This is a genomic window from Exiguobacterium sp. 9-2, assembly GCF_036287235.1.
In the GTDB taxonomy this organism is placed as follows: Bacteria; Bacillota; Bacilli; order Exiguobacteriales; family Exiguobacteriaceae; genus Exiguobacterium_A.
This window is the reverse complement of record NZ_CP142850.1, coordinates 1,100,040-1,115,403: the sequence shown is the minus strand read 5'-3', so window position 1 is coordinate 1,115,403 and position 15,364 is coordinate 1,100,040. Positions and strand designations below refer to the sequence as shown.

Below are 15,364 nucleotides of genomic sequence, written 5' to 3'. Positions count from 1 at the left end.
AATAGGTTCATTATAGCGATTGGTATCCACACGAAAAATCCCAAATGATGCACTTTTTTCAAGTGTCTATCATTCGGGGTTCAGTTCAGGCATCAAGATTTAACGCTTTTTCAGAAGATATTAATATATCATGCCGTTCATTTATCAAGAAATCCACTAAATAAAAATAGTTCTAGAGAATCACTTGACATCACAAAGATTTCATCGGCCACTCTTATCAATTTCTTTTATTAATTCAATTAGTGTTCTTAGCCCACCTTCTATTAACCAGTCGGCTTCATTATGTAATTCTTCATACTCTTCATTTGAACAACCATGAAATGCCTTATTTCTCGCGTCTCTAATCGAATCCAAAAGATTGTAAATTCTTTTATTTAAAAGTGGCCTCTTTAACCTATATGTGTATGAGTTCTTGCTAAATGATTGTTGATTTAATAATAGCTTTAGTCGATCATCTTGTTTACTATTCTTTCCACAAAATATCTCTCTAATTTTCTTAATGCTATGGTTACCAGTGTTTTGTTGAAAAGATGATTTTGTTTTAATTAGGGTTTCAAAATATTCCTTTGTACAAAGTTCTAAAGCTCTCCCTAAGATACCTATAGCGGTAACCTTATGATCAATGTCAAGAATATCAAGGCACTCTCGAACGTCACGATAATATTTAGTTCCAACTGATTCTTCAATGGTTTTTCCATCTATAATTGAATTTAAATTGGTAAGAATCTTCGAGGAATTATATTCATCTTGCTCTTGCTCTTGCTCTTGCTCTTGCTCTTGCTCTTGCTCTTGCTCTTGCTCTTGCTCTTTATTTTCAGATTGTAAGTTACTCATCATAAGAATAATCCTCACTTATTAACTCGTATGTTTTAGGCTTGGTCGAAATTATTCTAATTTTATTATCCTTACTAAGTTTACTTAATTTAGATACTGGCGGAGATTTAGGATAAATTCCCTTAAGTTTATCGCTTCGTTCCAGAATCTCACTCCAAGTAAGTGGATATAAAGAGTTTGAGAGTATTTCGAGAATTATTTCCTCAGGGTCATCCTCTTTTACCACAGTTTCAGAAGAGTTCTTACCATTTCTGAGGTTATTTATTACATCCGCCCACGTTCGTAAACTTGTTTCATCTAAATTGCCTATTAAATTTTTAATTAATTCTTGATCTTTACTGTCTGGTTGATAATTAATCTCTTGAAGTCTCTTAATTATGAAATCAAAGCAATCTTGTTTTGTTTTTGGTACTTTTAAATATGCATTACGGCCGACAAAGCGTCTTTCGAATGCCTTTTGATTAGACAATACATCCCACGCTTCAGGAGTAGCACCTACACAAATTAAACCATTTAAATTTCTAGAGTTTAGATGATCAAACAAAACTCGATATGCTGATAATACTTTTAGTCCAACACTTGTATTTAATACCGATTTAGTTTCAGCTGAATACACCTTATCAACTTCATCAATCAATAAAAGCAAACTTTTCCCAGTAATAACTTGTATAAATTCCAATGCATCTCCACAAAATTTTGCAAAATCACTTTCATTAGTTATAAAGTTCTTTTTTGCAGCAAATTTACTTCTAAGAAATTTAAGCTGATCAGGAAATAATTCTAAATTAGAAAAGTAATCTAACACAAGATTTGCTTCGTCTTCATTATCACATCTTAATAGGTACCTAAAAATTTCATTTCTATAGTATTTTTCTTGTAATTCTTTCTCATTTTTTTCCTTATATTCTTTCCATTCTTCACAAAATTTTCTAAGAGGATAATTCCCAGGTCCAGTAAATAAAGATTCATAAATAGCATTTAGAGAATTAACTAATGGACCACCGACAAACATATTTGGCACATAAATACCAATCATTTTAGAGTTAAAATGACGTCTTATATATCTTAGAAAATGTGTTTTGCCATTACCTATTTGTCCTAGTATTACTCCGCCAAGGAATCCTGATGTTCCAGTAATACTATTTTCAACCCAACTGTTAAATTCCGCAAAAGACTCTTCTTCTCCAATTAGATATTCTGGGTCAGATATTGGAACTGTTCTATCTAACGCCTTCTTTAGGTACTCAAATATTTCTGAACTCATTTTGCCCACTCCTTTTAATTATCACGGTCATAATATAATCACCAAATATGTTTTTAATTTCTCCCTTATTTTTAAATAGACTACTTTTAGACCATATATAATTATCTGTCTCATAGGTTGAAATACATGATAGTAATTTAGATACAATTTCCGGATCAAAAAATTCCCCTATATAATCTGTTAAACGGTTTACATTAATTATATAATCATTAAATTCTTTTTCAATCGATTGTATATTTATAAGACCAAATTCATTAACCAATTTAGTTTTATTTTTTAAATGAATTGTACTTTTATCTCTTGTAATTAACCCCATCATAGTCATTATTGAAAAAACAGCTCTTATATTCCTACCTACAGACGCTTCTGCACTCTGATCTAGTCTATCCTTTCCAATATATGAAAATACAGTATAAACCGTTTTAACCCTTAAAGTTCCGCTAAATAACCGAAGTAATAATAAAATTATTTTTACGTTATTAAATAATTGGTTGTTAACTTTCAAAATTTTCAAAAAGTAATTATCTATATCACACTTTTGAGTTAGCAATGAGTGTGATATATCTGAGAGAAAATATTTTCTATTGCTATAATTCATTATACCAATCATTGTACTATGATTTATCATTTTTCTTAAAGTACTATTACTTATATCAAGTTTTGTATTTAAATTTAATTCAGAGATTTCCCTCCATGTAAATTCAGAACTATCAAAATTTTCTAATAATCGTAATAACTTATTTTTATTACTAGGGATATTTGAAATGTTTAATGTTTCAAAGTCTGTCTTATTTAATTTCCGGTTCATCATCATCACTCCTCAGGATCCAGTTAAGATCTTATTTATTATATCATTTGGATCCTAAATTTATAACATTTCGTAATTATATAATTATGCTCTTTTAATTGTTTATAATGCATATATTGCCTTATTATTTATTGTTTTACTCTATGCAAACTACTAAATATAAGCGATTAAACAGTCTTCGCCCCTAATTCTGAACTGAGCCCTATGAAATAGACAGTTTAATAAAAAGCTTATGTTTTCTATGCTGCGATCAGATGGTCCCGATATTGCTACCAGGTCATCTTTTTTTAGGTCCCATTGACCGCTTTCGCAGTTGTAATAGCTGATGTAGTCCTCAAACTTCTCTCGAACCTCATCGACTGATCCGCGCGAACGGTTGGTGACATAGTCTTTCAAATGACCAAAGAACGATTCGATCGGTGCGTTGTCGAGACAGTTGCTCCGACGGGACATGGACTGAACCAGTCCTAGGTCGCCAATGAGTCGCTGATAGCGCGGATGGGTGTAGTGAAAGCCTTGGTCCGAATAAATCATCGCCTCGAGGTGTCGATTCCCTTGGAGATGCTCTTCGAGCTTTTTCATCGTCTGAAAGAGGAGGTCCATGCGAAGGTCCGTGGATAGTTTGTATGCCACGATCTCGCGTATGGCGACGTCCTTCACACAAGACAGATAGACGTTCCCACCAGAGGCGATGGGGAGGTAGGTGATATCGGTCACGAATACCTTCCCGGGCTCGCTGTGCCGGAACTCGCGGTTCAATCGGTTCGGCACAGCGGTGCTCGTGCGTCGCCCAGAGCCTTTCCACGTTTATCATTTCGGAGACCCTCCTCTCCGTCTTTTCGGAACGTTTGCTGCCAGCGATTCGACGCGGACTGCGCTTTTCGTTTCCCGATCATCGTCAGGTCGAATCCGGCCTCCATGAAGATTTGTTGAGATCACTTTCCCTCCATATTCTCACGTACAGACTTGACCTTGGGCTCGGCGGTGTATTGGATCGAGAGCTCTGATACTGAAGCGACATTCAGATTTTCTTCGAGTTGGTTGATTTGAGTCATAGTGAAGGTGATTTTACTCATGTTTGTTTCTCCCGTCTGAATGAATAGGTTCATTATAGCGATTGGTATCCACACGAAAAATCCCAAATGATACACTTTTTTCAAGTGTCTATCATTCAGGGTTCAGTTCAAAAGAGAGGCGAAGTACCGAAACTAACGGCATCTGAACGCTATCAGGCAATTAATATTGTCTTACGAAAACAATCGTCGAATCGGTTCGTGACGGATCTATGTATGCTCGCTGAAGTGAGCCGCAGCGGTTATTACGCCTGGCTCGCACGTACAGATAGTGTTTCCCTTCGGGAAGAACGCGACTATGCGGACTACCTCTTTCTGAAACATGTTCATGATCGTCATAAGGGAAAAATCGACTATCGTGGTATTTACATGGAGATGCTCGATCTTATCGGGGGGCCGATGAATCATAAACGTATTTTGCGTATCATGAGGAAGTGCTGCAGAAGAAGAAAAAAGAATTTTGGAGGGCTTTGAATTAAATGAAAAAGTATATACCCTGGAAACGTTCTTGACTAACTGGTTGATGGAATACAAGGAGGATTCAATCCACAAAAATACGTACCTTGTACATCAACACAATATTCAAAACCATCTTTTTCCTATTTCTAGAGTATACTTCTGAAAAATTTAAAGCTCATCCTCTATCAGAAGTTTTTGAATCATCTAAATGGTAAAGGCTACAGTAAACGAACTTCAGAAATTGTACATGGAAAAATGTATAATGCCATGAATAAAGCAGTTATTCTGGGCATCTTACAAAGAAAGCCCTGCTTAGGTGCAACCGTAAAAGGTATGAAAAAGCAAAAAGAAATTCAGTTTATTGATTCCGTCGTTATCCCAGTCTTTTTACAAATAGCCTACCAGAACAACTATCATTACTGGCTCTATTTTTATGGCGCTTGTTGAAACTGGGATGCGCAAAGGCGAAGCTGCTACCCTTCAATGGACTGCCGTTGACCTAAAAAAATTTTCTATTAACAAGACACTGGATTTTGATCCGAAAGAAGACAAATAATTATTTGGAGATACAAAACCGCATAAGTCAAAACGAATCATCACCATCAACCAATCATTAACCAATGCTCTTCAGTTCATTTGAAATACTAGAATCAAAATAAGCTTGCATTGAAGGATTTTTATAACCATGATTTAAATCTCGTTTTGTACCGCAATGATGGAAATGCGATACCAAAATCTATTCTCTTTAATTCCTTTGCCCGCATATTGAAAAAAGATGGCCTCCCCCAGCTTTCCATTCATTCGCTGTGCCACACTCACGCAGTTCTTTTGCTGGAATCTAGCGCTCATATGAAGTATATACACAAACGTCTTGGTCACGGAAGTATGGGTATTACAGCAGAAGTGTACTCCCGCATTTCAAAACAAAGAAAAACCCCTTGAAACCACACGGCTCAAGGGGTTGAATGTCTTAGAACAAGACCATGTACTGATCGCGTTCCCATTCCGTGACCTGCGTCCGGAACATATCCCATTCGATTTCTTTCAATTCAACGAAGTGCTCTGCGATGTGATCGCCGAGAGCGTGCATGACGACGTCATCCGCTTTCAAGACTTCGAGTGCGTGGCTGAGTGTTGATGGAAGATCATCGATTCCGTTCGCAACGCGTTCCGGTTTGTCCATGACGTAGATGTTACGGTCGATTGGAGCCGGTGCTTTCAAGTTGTTCTTGATTCCGTCGAGACCTGAAGCGAGCAATGTCGCAAGCGCGAGGTACGGATTCGCTGCTGGGTCGACTGAACGAACTTCGATACGAGTCGAGAGTCCACGTGCTGCAGGAACACGGACGAGTGGTGAACGGTTACGGGCTGACCATGCGACGTAGCAAGGCGCTTCGTAGCCAGGAACAAGACGTTTGTATGAGTTGACTGTCGGGTTACAAACCGCTGTGAAGGCACGTGCGTGTTTGAGGATACCTGCTGTGAAGGCACGTGCATCATCCGACAATTGCATTTCTTCGTTGCCTTCATCGAAGAAGACGTTCTCGTTGCCTTTGAAAAGCGACATGTTTGCGTGCATTCCTGATCCGTTGACTCCGAAGAGTGGTTTTGGCATGAATGTCGCGTGCAAGTTGTGCTTCGCCGCGATCGTCTTGACAACAAGTTTGAACGTTTGGATGTTATCCGCTGTCGTGATCGCATCCGCATATTTGAAGTCGATTTCGTGCTGACCTGGAGCGACTTCGTGGTGTGATGCTTCGATTTCAAAGCCCATGTTCTCGAGCTCGATGACGATCTCTTTACGGCAGTTTTCGCCGAGGTCGACTGGTGCGAGGTCGAAGTATCCACCTTGGTCGTTCAATTCAAGTGTCGGACGACCTTTTTCATCTTTCTTGAAGAGGAAGAATTCTGGCTCTGGTCCCACGTTGAATGATGTGAAACCGAGTTCTTCCATCTCTTTAAGTACCCGTTTGAGCTGACCACGTGGGTCTCCTGCGAACGGCGAGCCATCCGGATTGTGGATGTCACAGATTAAACGTGCAACTTTCCCTGTTCCATCTTCTGTCCATGGGAACACGACCCATGTGTTTAAGTCTGGGAAGAGATACATATCTGATTCTTCGATCCGGACGAATCCTTCGATCGATGAACCATCGAACATCATTTTGTTATCAAGTGCTTTTTCCAATTGGCTTACTGGAATTTCAACGTTCTTGATCGTTCCGAGGATATCTGTGAACTGTAAGCGAATGAAGCGTACATCCTCAGCTTTAGCGATTTTCAAAATGTCTTCTCGTGTAATGTTGCGACGTGTCATGTGACAAATCCCCTCTCCGATTCGTTTTTATATGGTTACAGGTCCTTACTTGAAGAAACGCCCAAGCTCACCTTGGATGAGCGACGTCTTTCCATGTCGTCCTGCTTCCTTCAATTCATTTTTCAGGAGTTTATACAATTCGCCGTCAGATAGTTCCGGGCGCGTCTCGACGACGCTCTCCGCAACGCGTTCGCGTTTGACGAGATCGTTTTCGAAAATCAATTTGATCCCTGCGATATTCAGTCCCTGATCCAGGTATTCCTTAATCGACAACAGGCGATCGACATCGTTGAACGAATAGAGGCGACGCTTCGTCTCTGTCCGCTCCGGCTTAATCAGTCCCTGTTCTTCGTAATATCGGATCTGGCGGGCAGATAACGCGGTCAACTCTTGAACGACTCCGATGGGAAATAGTGGCTTGGACTGGCGTGATGAGTCTGCCATGTGGTTCCTCCTTTTTCCTTACTCCATGAGAATAAACCTCTGTCAGGCAACTTGTCAAGCGATGTAAGAAAAGTTAACACAACTTTTTTAATCACTTTACATGAAGTCGTTCAGAGGTCGTTTTCACGAGATATGCTAGTATTAAACGTTTTTTTCTGGAATTAATTGTTTTTCCATCAAGTGATTGACGGCTGAGATGATCGCGATCTTGACGTGGCTATACGTTAAACCGCCTTGGACGTATGCAGTATAGGGTGCACGGATCGGACCATCCGCTGACAACTCGATCGATGAGCCTTGTACGAACGTCCCTGCTGCCATGATGACGTCGTCCGCATATCCCGGCATATAATCCGGAATCGGTAGCGCGTGCGCATTGACAGGTGAAGCGGCTTGGATCGCCTGACAGAAAGCAATCATCGGCTCCGGTGCATGGAACGAGACCGATTGAATCAAATCCGTCCGTTCTGCCGTATGGTGCGGTGCCGTGTCGAAACCGAACTGACTGAGCATGCTTGACGTGAACATCGCGCCCATCAACGCTTGGCTGACTGTATGTGGTGCCATATAGAAGCCTTGGTACATATCCGGAAGTGCGGATAACGATGGACCGGCTTCCGCTCCGATCCCGGGCGTCGTCATCCGAAACGATGCCCGTTCGATCAAGTCGGTCCGACCGACGAGATAGCCGCCGGTCTTCGCAAGACCACCACCCGGATTCTTGATCAACGATCCTGCCATCAAGTCTGCTCCAACATGCGTCGGTTCGATCGTCTCGACGAATTCACCATAGCAGTTATCGACGAAAATCAAGACATGGGGATGAGCGTCTTTGATGGCGGCGATCGCTTCACCGATTTCATTAACCGGTAGACTGCGTCGCGTCGCATACCCTTTTGAACGCTGAATCCCGACTACCTTCGTCTGCGGTGTGATCCGTTCGAGAACTGCCGGTACGTCGATCGTCTCGGCGTTTTTCATCTCGACGACATCATAGTGGACGCCCAGTTCCTTTAATGAACCGCGTCCGTCACCACGAATTCCGACGATCTCTTCGAGCGTATCGTACGGTTTTCCTGTGATATAGAGCAATTCATCGCCCGGCAACAATAGACCGAACAATGCGATACCGATTGCGTGGGTGCCGCTGATGATTTGCGGACGACAAAGACCGGCTTCCGCACCGAAGACGTCGGCATAGATGCGTTCGAGCGTATCGCGTCCTTCATCATTGTAGCCATAGCCTGTTGACGGCATGAAATGAAAATCACTGACCTTGTGACGCCGAAACGCATCGAGGACACGGAATTGATTATATTCCGCGACCTCTTGCGCCTTCTTGACGTACGGAGCGATCTGTTCCTCCGCCCGGTCAATGAGCGGACGAAGCGTTTCGTAATGGGTTAATTCTGAAAACATGTTTACACCTCGTATTGTTTCAATGTCGCATATAGACGCGTATCTTTACGCAAGTAACCTTTAAGAATGACAGAACCATCTTCTTCGAACGATTCCTTCAAGTTCATCATGACTTCCTTTGCCGGATTGTAATGAGCAAAACCATCAACCGGGATGCGGATCTCGAGATACTCGAGGATCTCACTGATTGAACGTTCGATCTCTTCAATCAAACGCTCGATGTCCTGCGGATCAAGTGCAGAGATCAACAGTTTCCCGCCTGTAAACAAACGGTTCAGCTGGTCCTTCTTGTTGTAGACTTCTAGCTGCGGGATGTCACCGGCACCGAGTTCATCGAGAACATCGTTCGTCGTCTGCATCTGGTTCAAGTAATGCTCACTCGACGCATCGACGACGTGGAGGATCAAGTCCGCTTCTAGCACTTCCTCGAGTGTCGAACGGAACGCTGCGATCAACTTTGTCGGCAGATCTTGAATGAAACCGACCGTATCCGTCAGGAGGATTTGCCCACCTTCTGGCAAATCGACTTGACGTGTCAACGGATCGAGCGTCGCGAACAACTCATCCTTTTCGTATGTGTCGGCTTGAGTCAATCGGTTGAAGATCGTTGATTTGCCGGCATTCGTATAACCAACGAGTGCGATTTGGAACGTCTGGTTCTCTTTGCGACGTTCCCGGTAACGGGCACGATGCGCGACGGATGTCTCGAGTTGTTTCGAAATCTCATCGACGCGGCGCCGGATATGACGACGATCCGTCTCGAGTTTCGACTCACCTGGTCCACGTGTTCCAATTCCGCCACCAAGACGTGACAGTTGTGTTCCCTGCCCAGCAAGACGTGGCAACAGATAACTCATCTGTGCCAGTTCGACCTGCAATTTCCCTTCGCGTGATTGGGCACGTCCAGCGAAGATATCGAGAATCAACTGCGTCCGGTCGATCAACTTGATCGCTTCCGGGTCTGATAAGGCAATCCGGATATTTTTCATTTGACCGGGCGTGACTTCAGCATTGAATATGATTAAATCAGGTTCAAGTTCGTCTGCTAACGCAACGAGTTCCTCAACCTTTCCTTTTCCGATGAACGTACGGCGGTCAATTGCTTGTCGTTTTTGATCCAAACGACCGACGACGACACCATGCGCAGTCGTTACGAGTGCTTCGAGCTCCGCGACCGATTCTTCATAGACATGATCCGGGACACCGGGGAGCTGGCAACCAACGACGATGACGCGTTCTGACATAATATCATTCCTTTCACGAGTAAAGACGTACTGCGCCCCTTATCATACCACAGCCACCGGTTCGTCTGAACTTTTTTGGACAGGAAACATCCGTTCGGTTTATGATGGAAGAAACACCATTACGAAAGGGAGGAAAACGATGGCACGCGAACAGTCGTATACGCTTCCAGAGTTCATTGAACGCTACCTATTTTATTTAACGACAAGCGGACGACAACTTTCGACCGTCCGGCGCTATCGGTACGATTTAATCGAAGTCCACCGCTACATGACGGATGTCGATCAACCACTTGAGACGATCGATGATTTCAAGGCGATTTCGATTGAGACGTGGAAGACGTTCATCAATGAGTACTTGATCGAAGAGAAACTCTACCAACAAGCGACGGTCGCCCGAATCGTCACCGTCATCAATCAAGTCAATTACCAAATTCGACAAACGAAGGCGAAGCTGATCGAATACGCACAACCGACACATGAATTGACGGCAAAACACGTCGCTTCCTTTAAGGAATACGAGCAACTCGTCCGAACGAATCAATCCGATCGCGGCTTGACGGAACATCAATTGAAAGCCCGTCCGTATTTGATCGATCGAAACGAACTCATTCTCCGCCTGTTTTATCGCTACGGTTTACGCGTCCATCACATCATCGGCTTAAAGATGCACGATCTCAACTTCGCCCAGCAAGAGATGACCGTCCACGATCGACTCGGCAACCGCTACCTGCTCCATCTCGAGCGGGAAGATCAAGATATCATGTTGCGTTACTTGAAGACGATTCCGGAGCCCGTCCGTCCTCGTTATCACAGTACCGACCCTTTTTTCGTCGCGTTCGACTTCGCCCGGATGACATTCCGCTGGGTTTACAGTAAGAATGCACCGAAGCAATTGTCGATCGTCATGATCACGAAGATGATGCGTCAGCTGAATGAACGGTCGGACAACAAGCGGGTCTTGACGCCGTCGATGTTACGCAACAGCTTCATCCTAAAAACGTATCAGGACGAGATGACGAAAGAAGAACGCCTGCAGAAGACGTGTCTTTATAAGGATGTCTCGCTTCGACGTTATGAAGAGGCAGTCGAGGAACTGACACCATTACTGTAATGACACATTTACGCTGAAAGTGAAGTAGCTGTCATTTTTCACTTCACTTGCGAAGCGTCATTCTTCTTTCGTTATTCGTCTCGAATTTTTAATACGACCCACACCTGAATGAAACCTAAAAAAAGACGACCCCCCGGTCGTCTTTTTCATTAGCGAGAAACTTCTTGTGTCTCTTCTTGTTCATATAACGTCACGTTGCGCGCTGGTGCGAACGTCGAAATTGCGTGTTTGTAGATCAATTGCTGTTTGCCTTCCGACTCCAAAATGACCGTGAAGTTATCAAATGACTTGATCAGCCCCCGTAATTGATACCCGCTGATTAAGAAAACAGTCGTTGGGACTGCATCTTTCCGTAATTGATTTAAAAAGACGTCCTGAATGTTGTATGTCGCTTTCATGATTCCCCGTGCCCCCTCTTTTTATCTGTTTCTGTCTTCGGGCAACTCTTATTTAACCGCTTTCAGAAACTCTACAGTTCTATCATAGATAATTTTGAACGTTTCTTCAAATGAAAACTTTCCCATATCTACCCAAACGCCATCAAATTGATGACGGAACCATGTCAATTGACGTTTGGCGAAGCGTCGTGTGTTCCGTTTTAGCATGTCAACAGCAGGATCGAGTGGTGCTCCGTCAAGAACAGGTAACATCTCTTTATAACCAATCGCTTGCAACGCCTTCGTCTGTCGATACCCGGCAGCGTCCAGACGCGCCACTTCCTCTAGAAGGCCACTGTTGACCATCATGTCTACCCGCTGATCAATCCGGTCATACAAACGATCCCGGTCTTCCATGTGTAAAACGAACAACAAACTCTCGTAAAGTGCCGGTTGACTGCCAGTCGTTTGTGTCTGACCAGTCCGCGCGACCTCGATCGCCCGAACGACCCGCTGGATGTTATTCGGATGAATCGCTTCTGCGCGCACCGGATCGAGTTCCTTTAACCGATCATGTAGTGCAGTTGCTCCATGTGTCGCCGCATACGCTTCGAGTTCAGCCCGTAAGGCTGGATCTTCTGCCTGCTCGGTAAACTGGTAATCATATAAAATTGAACGGATGTAAAGTCCTGTTCCGCCGACGATGATCGGCAACTTACCACGGCTCGCGATCTCATCGATTGTTGCTCGGGCAACCGTTTGGAAACGGGCTACACTCATCTCGTCGTCCGGTGTAACGAGATCAAGCAGATGATGCGGCACTCCTTCCATCTCTTCGGTCGTCACTTTTGCCGATCCGATGTCCATCCCTTGATAGACTTGAACCGAATCTCCGGATAAGACCTCTCCGTTTAGTCGTTTTGCTAGTTCAATGCCTGTCTTCGTTTTTCCGACTGCCGTCGGTCCGACGATGACGATAACTGGTTGTTTCTTCATTCTGCTTCACCCATTCTTTATCTTTTTCATTTTTGATTCGAGTGTACCATAGCCACTTACTCGGATTAAAAAAATCCACAAAAAAACCGCCCTCCTTGGACGGTTCCACACTTACTTGTCTTATACGCGACGGATGAAATCGTCATAGATGGCACTAAAGATGCACCATCCACAAATGACGACGCCTGTCAGCATGATGCCCCAATCTGCCATGGTCGTTCCTCCTCTAATCATCGTTATTCTCTCTTTTGACGGTTTGAATGGTTTGTAAACCCTTTCGAGCAGGTTTGACACCAATTCTTGGAATCAGTATGATAAAAGTACGATTGGTACGTAGCGCGGAGGCTGACCTGCATCAGCTTCCCATAGAGGCACTGCCTCTCGATTCCATGTCTTGTGCTGGCACGAGGCGACATAGGAAGATTTCTTTCTTTCACAGAACAGGTCCGGCATCATGCCCGGGCCTGTTCTGCGTGCTAGTAGATTATTTCGAAAGGAGCTGGTTCTCGTGCGCATTCAAATCATTGGTGGGTCTGGTACAGGAAAAAGTACACTAGGTGCATTCATCGGACAATCGGAACGGATTGCGTGGATCGATACCGACCATTATCTCTGGAAAGATACGAAGTTCACTGAAAAACGTGACGTCTCCGAGCGATTTTCCATGTATGAAGCAGATATACTGTCTTACCGTGATTACGTCGTCTCCGGTTCCGTCTTCGCCTGGCACCCGGATGGTTTCACCAATCGGGACTTGCTCGTCTTCCTGTCGCTCGACGAATCGCTCCGGATGGAACGACTCATCGCACGCGAAGCAGCACGTTATCCTGACTTTTCAGGATCAAATGAGTTCCTCGACTGGTGCCGGACGTATCATACAGCGACGGACCCGAAGATGATCGGCACGTTCGCGGAACACCAACTGCAAATGGAACGGTCGGTTTCCCCCGTTCTAAGATTAGACGCTTCCATACCGACACAGCTTCAGTATCAAAAAATAATGGAAACATACGACAAATTGCCTCACAAATAATGAAAAACGGGTCCCCCTCTTCAGGTGGACCCGTTTGTCTTAATACATATCTTTTTGCGTGAAGTTCCAGAAGGCAACGATTAGTGCCGCGACCGTCCAACAACCGAGGACAGCAAGCGAGAACGGAAGTGTCATCCCTTCGATCGGTGGCGCTTGACCATCAAGGTAGTTAATCAGTCCAAAGTTGACGTTGACGAGATACTTCGAACTCGTCCAGCTCGAACCGAGCGTCGTCAGTAACGTACCGGAAATCAAAACTGCCATCATGATCCCGATGCCTGTCGCCGTATTCTTGACGAGAACGGAGACCATCAAGGCAATCGTCCCGACGACCGCCGTGACGATCCAGGCTAGACCGACCGCCATCAACAGATACTCCCACATCGGTAACGTGTGCACGAATTCAGTCGAGAACGTTCCGCTCGGTGAAGCTTGGAATCCGGTCAAGATCGGTGCGGTCCAGCCGTCATAACCGAGGACGATTCCGGATATCGCATAACAGACGACGACGGTCAATGCCATCAGCATCGATGTATAAAGTAACACCGTCAACCATTTCGCCATGAGGATCTTCCAACGCCGGACCGGTCGCGACAGCAATGTCTTGATCGTTCCGTCATTTTGTTCCCCGCTGACGATGTCCGCCATGATGACGATGATGAACAGCGGTAAAATCAGCGTCAATCCTTGCGAAAAGAATATCCGGATGAACGTCGGGGCTCCCGGATAATTCGGATTGATGTCGTTATCGAGATAGTATTGGTTTTGTTTTAGGTCGAATTCAAGGAACTGACGGAACTCATCTTGAATACTGCTAGAAGCAAGACGGTTCTGTGTATCGACGATATCTTGTTGAAGTTCAACCCGCCAATCAAGTGTTCCTTGCTTTTTGATCTGTTCTTGAATGTCTCGATACTGTGCGTACGTAAACATTGAGACGAGGACGATGAGGATGATCGCAACGACAGCAAACCGACGTTTCGAAGCGATTTTCGTAACTTCATTTCGGACGAGACCGATCATGTTCGGATTACGCAATGTGATCGCCTCCTGTTAACGTGATGAACAGATCTTCAAGCGTCTGGACTTTCCGTTCGATCGTCCAAACTTCAACACCTGCTTCAAGCAACTGCTTGTTGAGTGCCGGCGTCTTACTAGCATCCATCAAGGTATGGACCGTATTCGCATCGACGACTTCGGATACTTGAACTAAATCAGAAGCCGATAAAATTTCGTTCGCCTTGAAGGCATCATCGACACGCCAATCAACACCAGGAGCAAGCGACTCAACCAGCTCCTTGACCGTTCCGACTTGGACGATTTTACCGTAACTCATGATCGCGACACGATCGGCGAGCATCTCGATTTCAGCGAGAATATGACTCGAGACGAGGACCGACAGTCCCGTTTCCTCGACGAGCCGGCGGATGAATTGACGCAAATCCCGAATCCCCATCGGATCGAGACCATTCGTCGGTTCGTCGAGAATCAAGACGCTTGGTCGTCCGAGTAGTGCTTGGGCGATACCGAGACGCTGACGCATCCCGAGCGAGTATGTCCGGACTTGATCGTCGACACGCGCCGTCAAATCGACGAGATCGATGACTTCCTGAATCCTTGCCTCGTCGACATTCGGTAACATCCGGGCGAAGACTTGTAAATTTTCACGACCTGTCAAATATTTATACAACTCCGGGTTCTCAACGATCGAACCAATCCGCTCCATCGCTTGGACGAACTGTTTGCGGACATCGAAGTCACAGACTGTGATTTTACCGGACGTCGGTTTGATCAGTCCGACGAGCATCCGGATCGTCGTCGTTTTCCCTGCCCCGTTCGGTCCAAGGAATCCGAAGACCTCACCCGGTTGAATTTCAAACGAGATATTATCGATGATCGTTTTTTTTCCGATCACCTTTGTTACACCTTCTAATTTAACTGTTGGTTTCACGTCTCTCACCTCTTATTGTCTATTCTAGCGGAAT

The 15,364-nt window shown here is 44.5% G+C and carries 17 protein-coding genes and 1 pseudogene; 6 read left to right on the top strand and 12 right to left on the bottom strand.

The genetic code is table 11. From position 1 onward, the window contains the following. Positions 1 to 201: 201 nt before the first annotated feature. The 4 genes and pseudogenes from VJ374_RS05715 to VJ374_RS05700 form a co-directional block, all read right to left on the bottom strand. Positions 202 to 834, bottom strand: a complete 633-nt coding sequence (locus VJ374_RS05715) for a hypothetical protein (RefSeq protein WP_329470497.1) — start codon at positions 832 to 834, stop codon at positions 202 to 204. Next, a complete protein-coding gene (locus VJ374_RS05710; protein ID WP_329470496.1) occupies positions 827 to 2,098 on the bottom strand; it encodes a hypothetical protein in 1,272 nt (423 codons plus the stop codon). Before VJ374_RS05710 ends, VJ374_RS05715 begins: the two co-directional genes overlap by 8 nt. Next, complete coding sequence (locus VJ374_RS05705) at positions 2,079 to 2,906, bottom strand: hypothetical protein (RefSeq protein ID WP_329470494.1); 828 nt, start codon at positions 2,904 to 2,906, stop codon at positions 2,079 to 2,081. Before VJ374_RS05705 ends, VJ374_RS05710 begins: the two co-directional genes overlap by 20 nt. 239 nt (positions 2,907 to 3,145) lie before the next feature. Then, a pseudogene (locus tag VJ374_RS05700) lies at positions 3,146 to 3,982 on the bottom strand (IS3 family transposase). Between the two features lie 213 nt (positions 3,983 to 4,195). On the opposite strand from VJ374_RS05700, the gene VJ374_RS05695 reads away from it, so the two are divergent. The 4 genes from VJ374_RS05695 (at position 4,196) to VJ374_RS05680 (ending at position 5,380) form a co-directional block, all read left to right on the top strand. Continuing rightward, positions 4,196 to 4,453 carry an IS3 family transposase gene (locus VJ374_RS05695; protein WP_329470492.1) on the top strand — a complete coding sequence of 86 codons (258 nt, stop codon included), beginning with the start codon at positions 4,196 to 4,198 and terminating at the stop codon, positions 4,451 to 4,453. Between the two features lie 49 nt (positions 4,454 to 4,502). Then, positions 4,503 to 4,601 carry a hypothetical protein gene (locus tag VJ374_RS05690; RefSeq protein WP_329471027.1) on the top strand — a complete coding sequence of 33 codons (99 nt, stop codon included), beginning with the start codon at positions 4,503 to 4,505 and terminating at the stop codon, positions 4,599 to 4,601. A gap of 32 nt (positions 4,602 to 4,633) precedes the next feature. After that, positions 4,634 to 4,885, top strand: a complete 252-nt coding sequence (locus VJ374_RS05685) for an integrase (RefSeq protein WP_329470490.1) — start codon at positions 4,634 to 4,636, stop codon at positions 4,883 to 4,885. Between the two features lie 219 nt (positions 4,886 to 5,104). Further along, entirely contained in the window at positions 5,105 to 5,380 is a 276-nt protein-coding gene (locus VJ374_RS05680; RefSeq protein WP_329470489.1) for a tyrosine-type recombinase/integrase, read from the top strand. Between the two features lie 28 nt (positions 5,381 to 5,408). Here the strand turns inward: VJ374_RS05680 and glnA are convergent, their stop codons facing one another. The 4 genes from glnA to hflX form a co-directional block, all read right to left on the bottom strand. After that, on the bottom strand, positions 5,409 to 6,755 hold the full coding sequence (gene glnA, locus VJ374_RS05675) for a type I glutamate--ammonia ligase (RefSeq protein WP_056060529.1): 1,347 nt from the start codon (positions 6,753 to 6,755) through the stop codon (positions 5,409 to 5,411). Positions 6,756 to 6,800: 45 nt separating this feature from the next. Then, complete coding sequence (locus VJ374_RS05670; RefSeq protein ID WP_023467758.1) at positions 6,801 to 7,199, bottom strand: MerR family transcriptional regulator; 399 nt, start codon at positions 7,197 to 7,199, stop codon at positions 6,801 to 6,803. A 141-nt stretch (positions 7,200 to 7,340) separates the two neighbouring features. Further along, positions 7,341 to 8,618, bottom strand: a complete 1,278-nt coding sequence (locus VJ374_RS05665; RefSeq protein WP_329470487.1) for a methionine gamma-lyase family protein — start codon at positions 8,616 to 8,618, stop codon at positions 7,341 to 7,343. A 2-nt stretch (positions 8,619 to 8,620) separates the two neighbouring features. Next, positions 8,621 to 9,862 carry a GTPase HflX gene (hflX, locus tag VJ374_RS05660; RefSeq protein WP_034785946.1) on the bottom strand — a complete coding sequence of 414 codons (1,242 nt, stop codon included), beginning with the start codon at positions 9,860 to 9,862 and terminating at the stop codon, positions 8,621 to 8,623. Between the two features lie 139 nt (positions 9,863 to 10,001). On the opposite strand from hflX, the gene VJ374_RS05655 reads away from it, so the two are divergent. Continuing rightward, complete coding sequence (locus tag VJ374_RS05655) at positions 10,002 to 10,973, top strand: tyrosine-type recombinase/integrase (protein WP_056060521.1); 972 nt, start codon at positions 10,002 to 10,004, stop codon at positions 10,971 to 10,973. Positions 10,974 to 11,122: 149 nt separating this feature from the next. On the opposite strand, the gene hfq is transcribed toward VJ374_RS05655, so the two are convergent. Then, positions 11,123 to 11,371 carry an RNA chaperone Hfq gene (hfq, locus tag VJ374_RS05650; RefSeq protein WP_023467753.1) on the bottom strand — a complete coding sequence of 83 codons (249 nt, stop codon included), beginning with the start codon at positions 11,369 to 11,371 and terminating at the stop codon, positions 11,123 to 11,125. Positions 11,372 to 11,419: 48 nt separating this feature from the next. After that, positions 11,420 to 12,346, bottom strand: coding sequence for a tRNA (adenosine(37)-N6)-dimethylallyltransferase MiaA (miaA, locus tag VJ374_RS05645; RefSeq protein WP_329470484.1), 927 nt, complete (start codon positions 12,344 to 12,346; stop codon positions 11,420 to 11,422). 508 nt (positions 12,347 to 12,854) lie between these two features. On the opposite strand from miaA, the gene VJ374_RS05640 reads away from it, so the two are divergent. After that, positions 12,855 to 13,379: a P-loop NTPase family protein gene (locus tag VJ374_RS05640; RefSeq protein ID WP_329470482.1), complete on the top strand. Its 525-nt coding sequence runs from the start codon at positions 12,855 to 12,857 to the stop codon at positions 13,377 to 13,379. Positions 13,380 to 13,418: 39 nt separating this feature from the next. Here the strand turns inward: VJ374_RS05640 and VJ374_RS05635 are convergent, their stop codons facing one another. Both VJ374_RS05635 and VJ374_RS05630 read right to left on the bottom strand, forming a co-directional pair. Next, positions 13,419 to 14,417 carry an ABC transporter permease gene (locus tag VJ374_RS05635; protein WP_035408742.1) on the bottom strand — a complete coding sequence of 333 codons (999 nt, stop codon included), beginning with the start codon at positions 14,415 to 14,417 and terminating at the stop codon, positions 13,419 to 13,421. Beyond that, positions 14,410 to 15,330: an ABC transporter ATP-binding protein gene (locus tag VJ374_RS05630; RefSeq protein WP_023467748.1), complete on the bottom strand. Its 921-nt coding sequence runs from the start codon at positions 15,328 to 15,330 to the stop codon at positions 14,410 to 14,412. The genes VJ374_RS05635 and VJ374_RS05630 overlap by 8 nt, the downstream gene beginning before the upstream one ends. Positions 15,331 to 15,364 lie beyond the last annotated feature (34 nt).

Coding starts and splice junctions, on each gene's coding strand:
- VJ374_RS05705 (WP_329470494.1), bottom strand. CDS start 2,906: ATGAACCGGAAATTAAATAAGACAGACTTTGAAACATTAAACATTTCA.
- hflX (WP_034785946.1), bottom strand. CDS start 9,862: ATGTCAGAACGCGTCATCGTCGTTGGTTGCCAGCTCCCCGGTGTCCCG.
- VJ374_RS05710 (WP_329470496.1), bottom strand. CDS start 2,098: ATGAGTTCAGAAATATTTGAGTACCTAAAGAAGGCGTTAGATAGAACA.
- VJ374_RS05655 (WP_056060521.1), top strand. CDS start 10,002: ATGGCACGCGAACAGTCGTATACGCTTCCAGAGTTCATTGAACGCTAC.
- VJ374_RS05670 (WP_023467758.1), bottom strand. CDS start 7,199: ATGGCAGACTCATCACGCCAGTCCAAGCCACTATTTCCCATCGGAGTC.
- hfq (WP_023467753.1), bottom strand. CDS start 11,371: ATGAAAGCGACATACAACATTCAGGACGTCTTTTTAAATCAATTACGG.
- VJ374_RS05695 (WP_329470492.1), top strand. CDS start 4,196: ATGCTCGCTGAAGTGAGCCGCAGCGGTTATTACGCCTGGCTCGCACGT.
- VJ374_RS05715 (WP_329470497.1), bottom strand. CDS start 834: ATGAGTAACTTACAATCTGAAAATAAAGAGCAAGAGCAAGAGCAAGAG.
- VJ374_RS05690 (WP_329471027.1), top strand. CDS start 4,503: ATGGAATACAAGGAGGATTCAATCCACAAAAATACGTACCTTGTACAT.
- VJ374_RS05665 (WP_329470487.1), bottom strand. CDS start 8,618: ATGTTTTCAGAATTAACCCATTACGAAACGCTTCGTCCGCTCATTGAC.
- miaA (WP_329470484.1), bottom strand. CDS start 12,346: ATGAAGAAACAACCAGTTATCGTCATCGTCGGACCGACGGCAGTCGGA.
- glnA (WP_056060529.1), bottom strand. CDS start 6,755: ATGACACGTCGCAACATTACACGAGAAGACATTTTGAAAATCGCTAAA.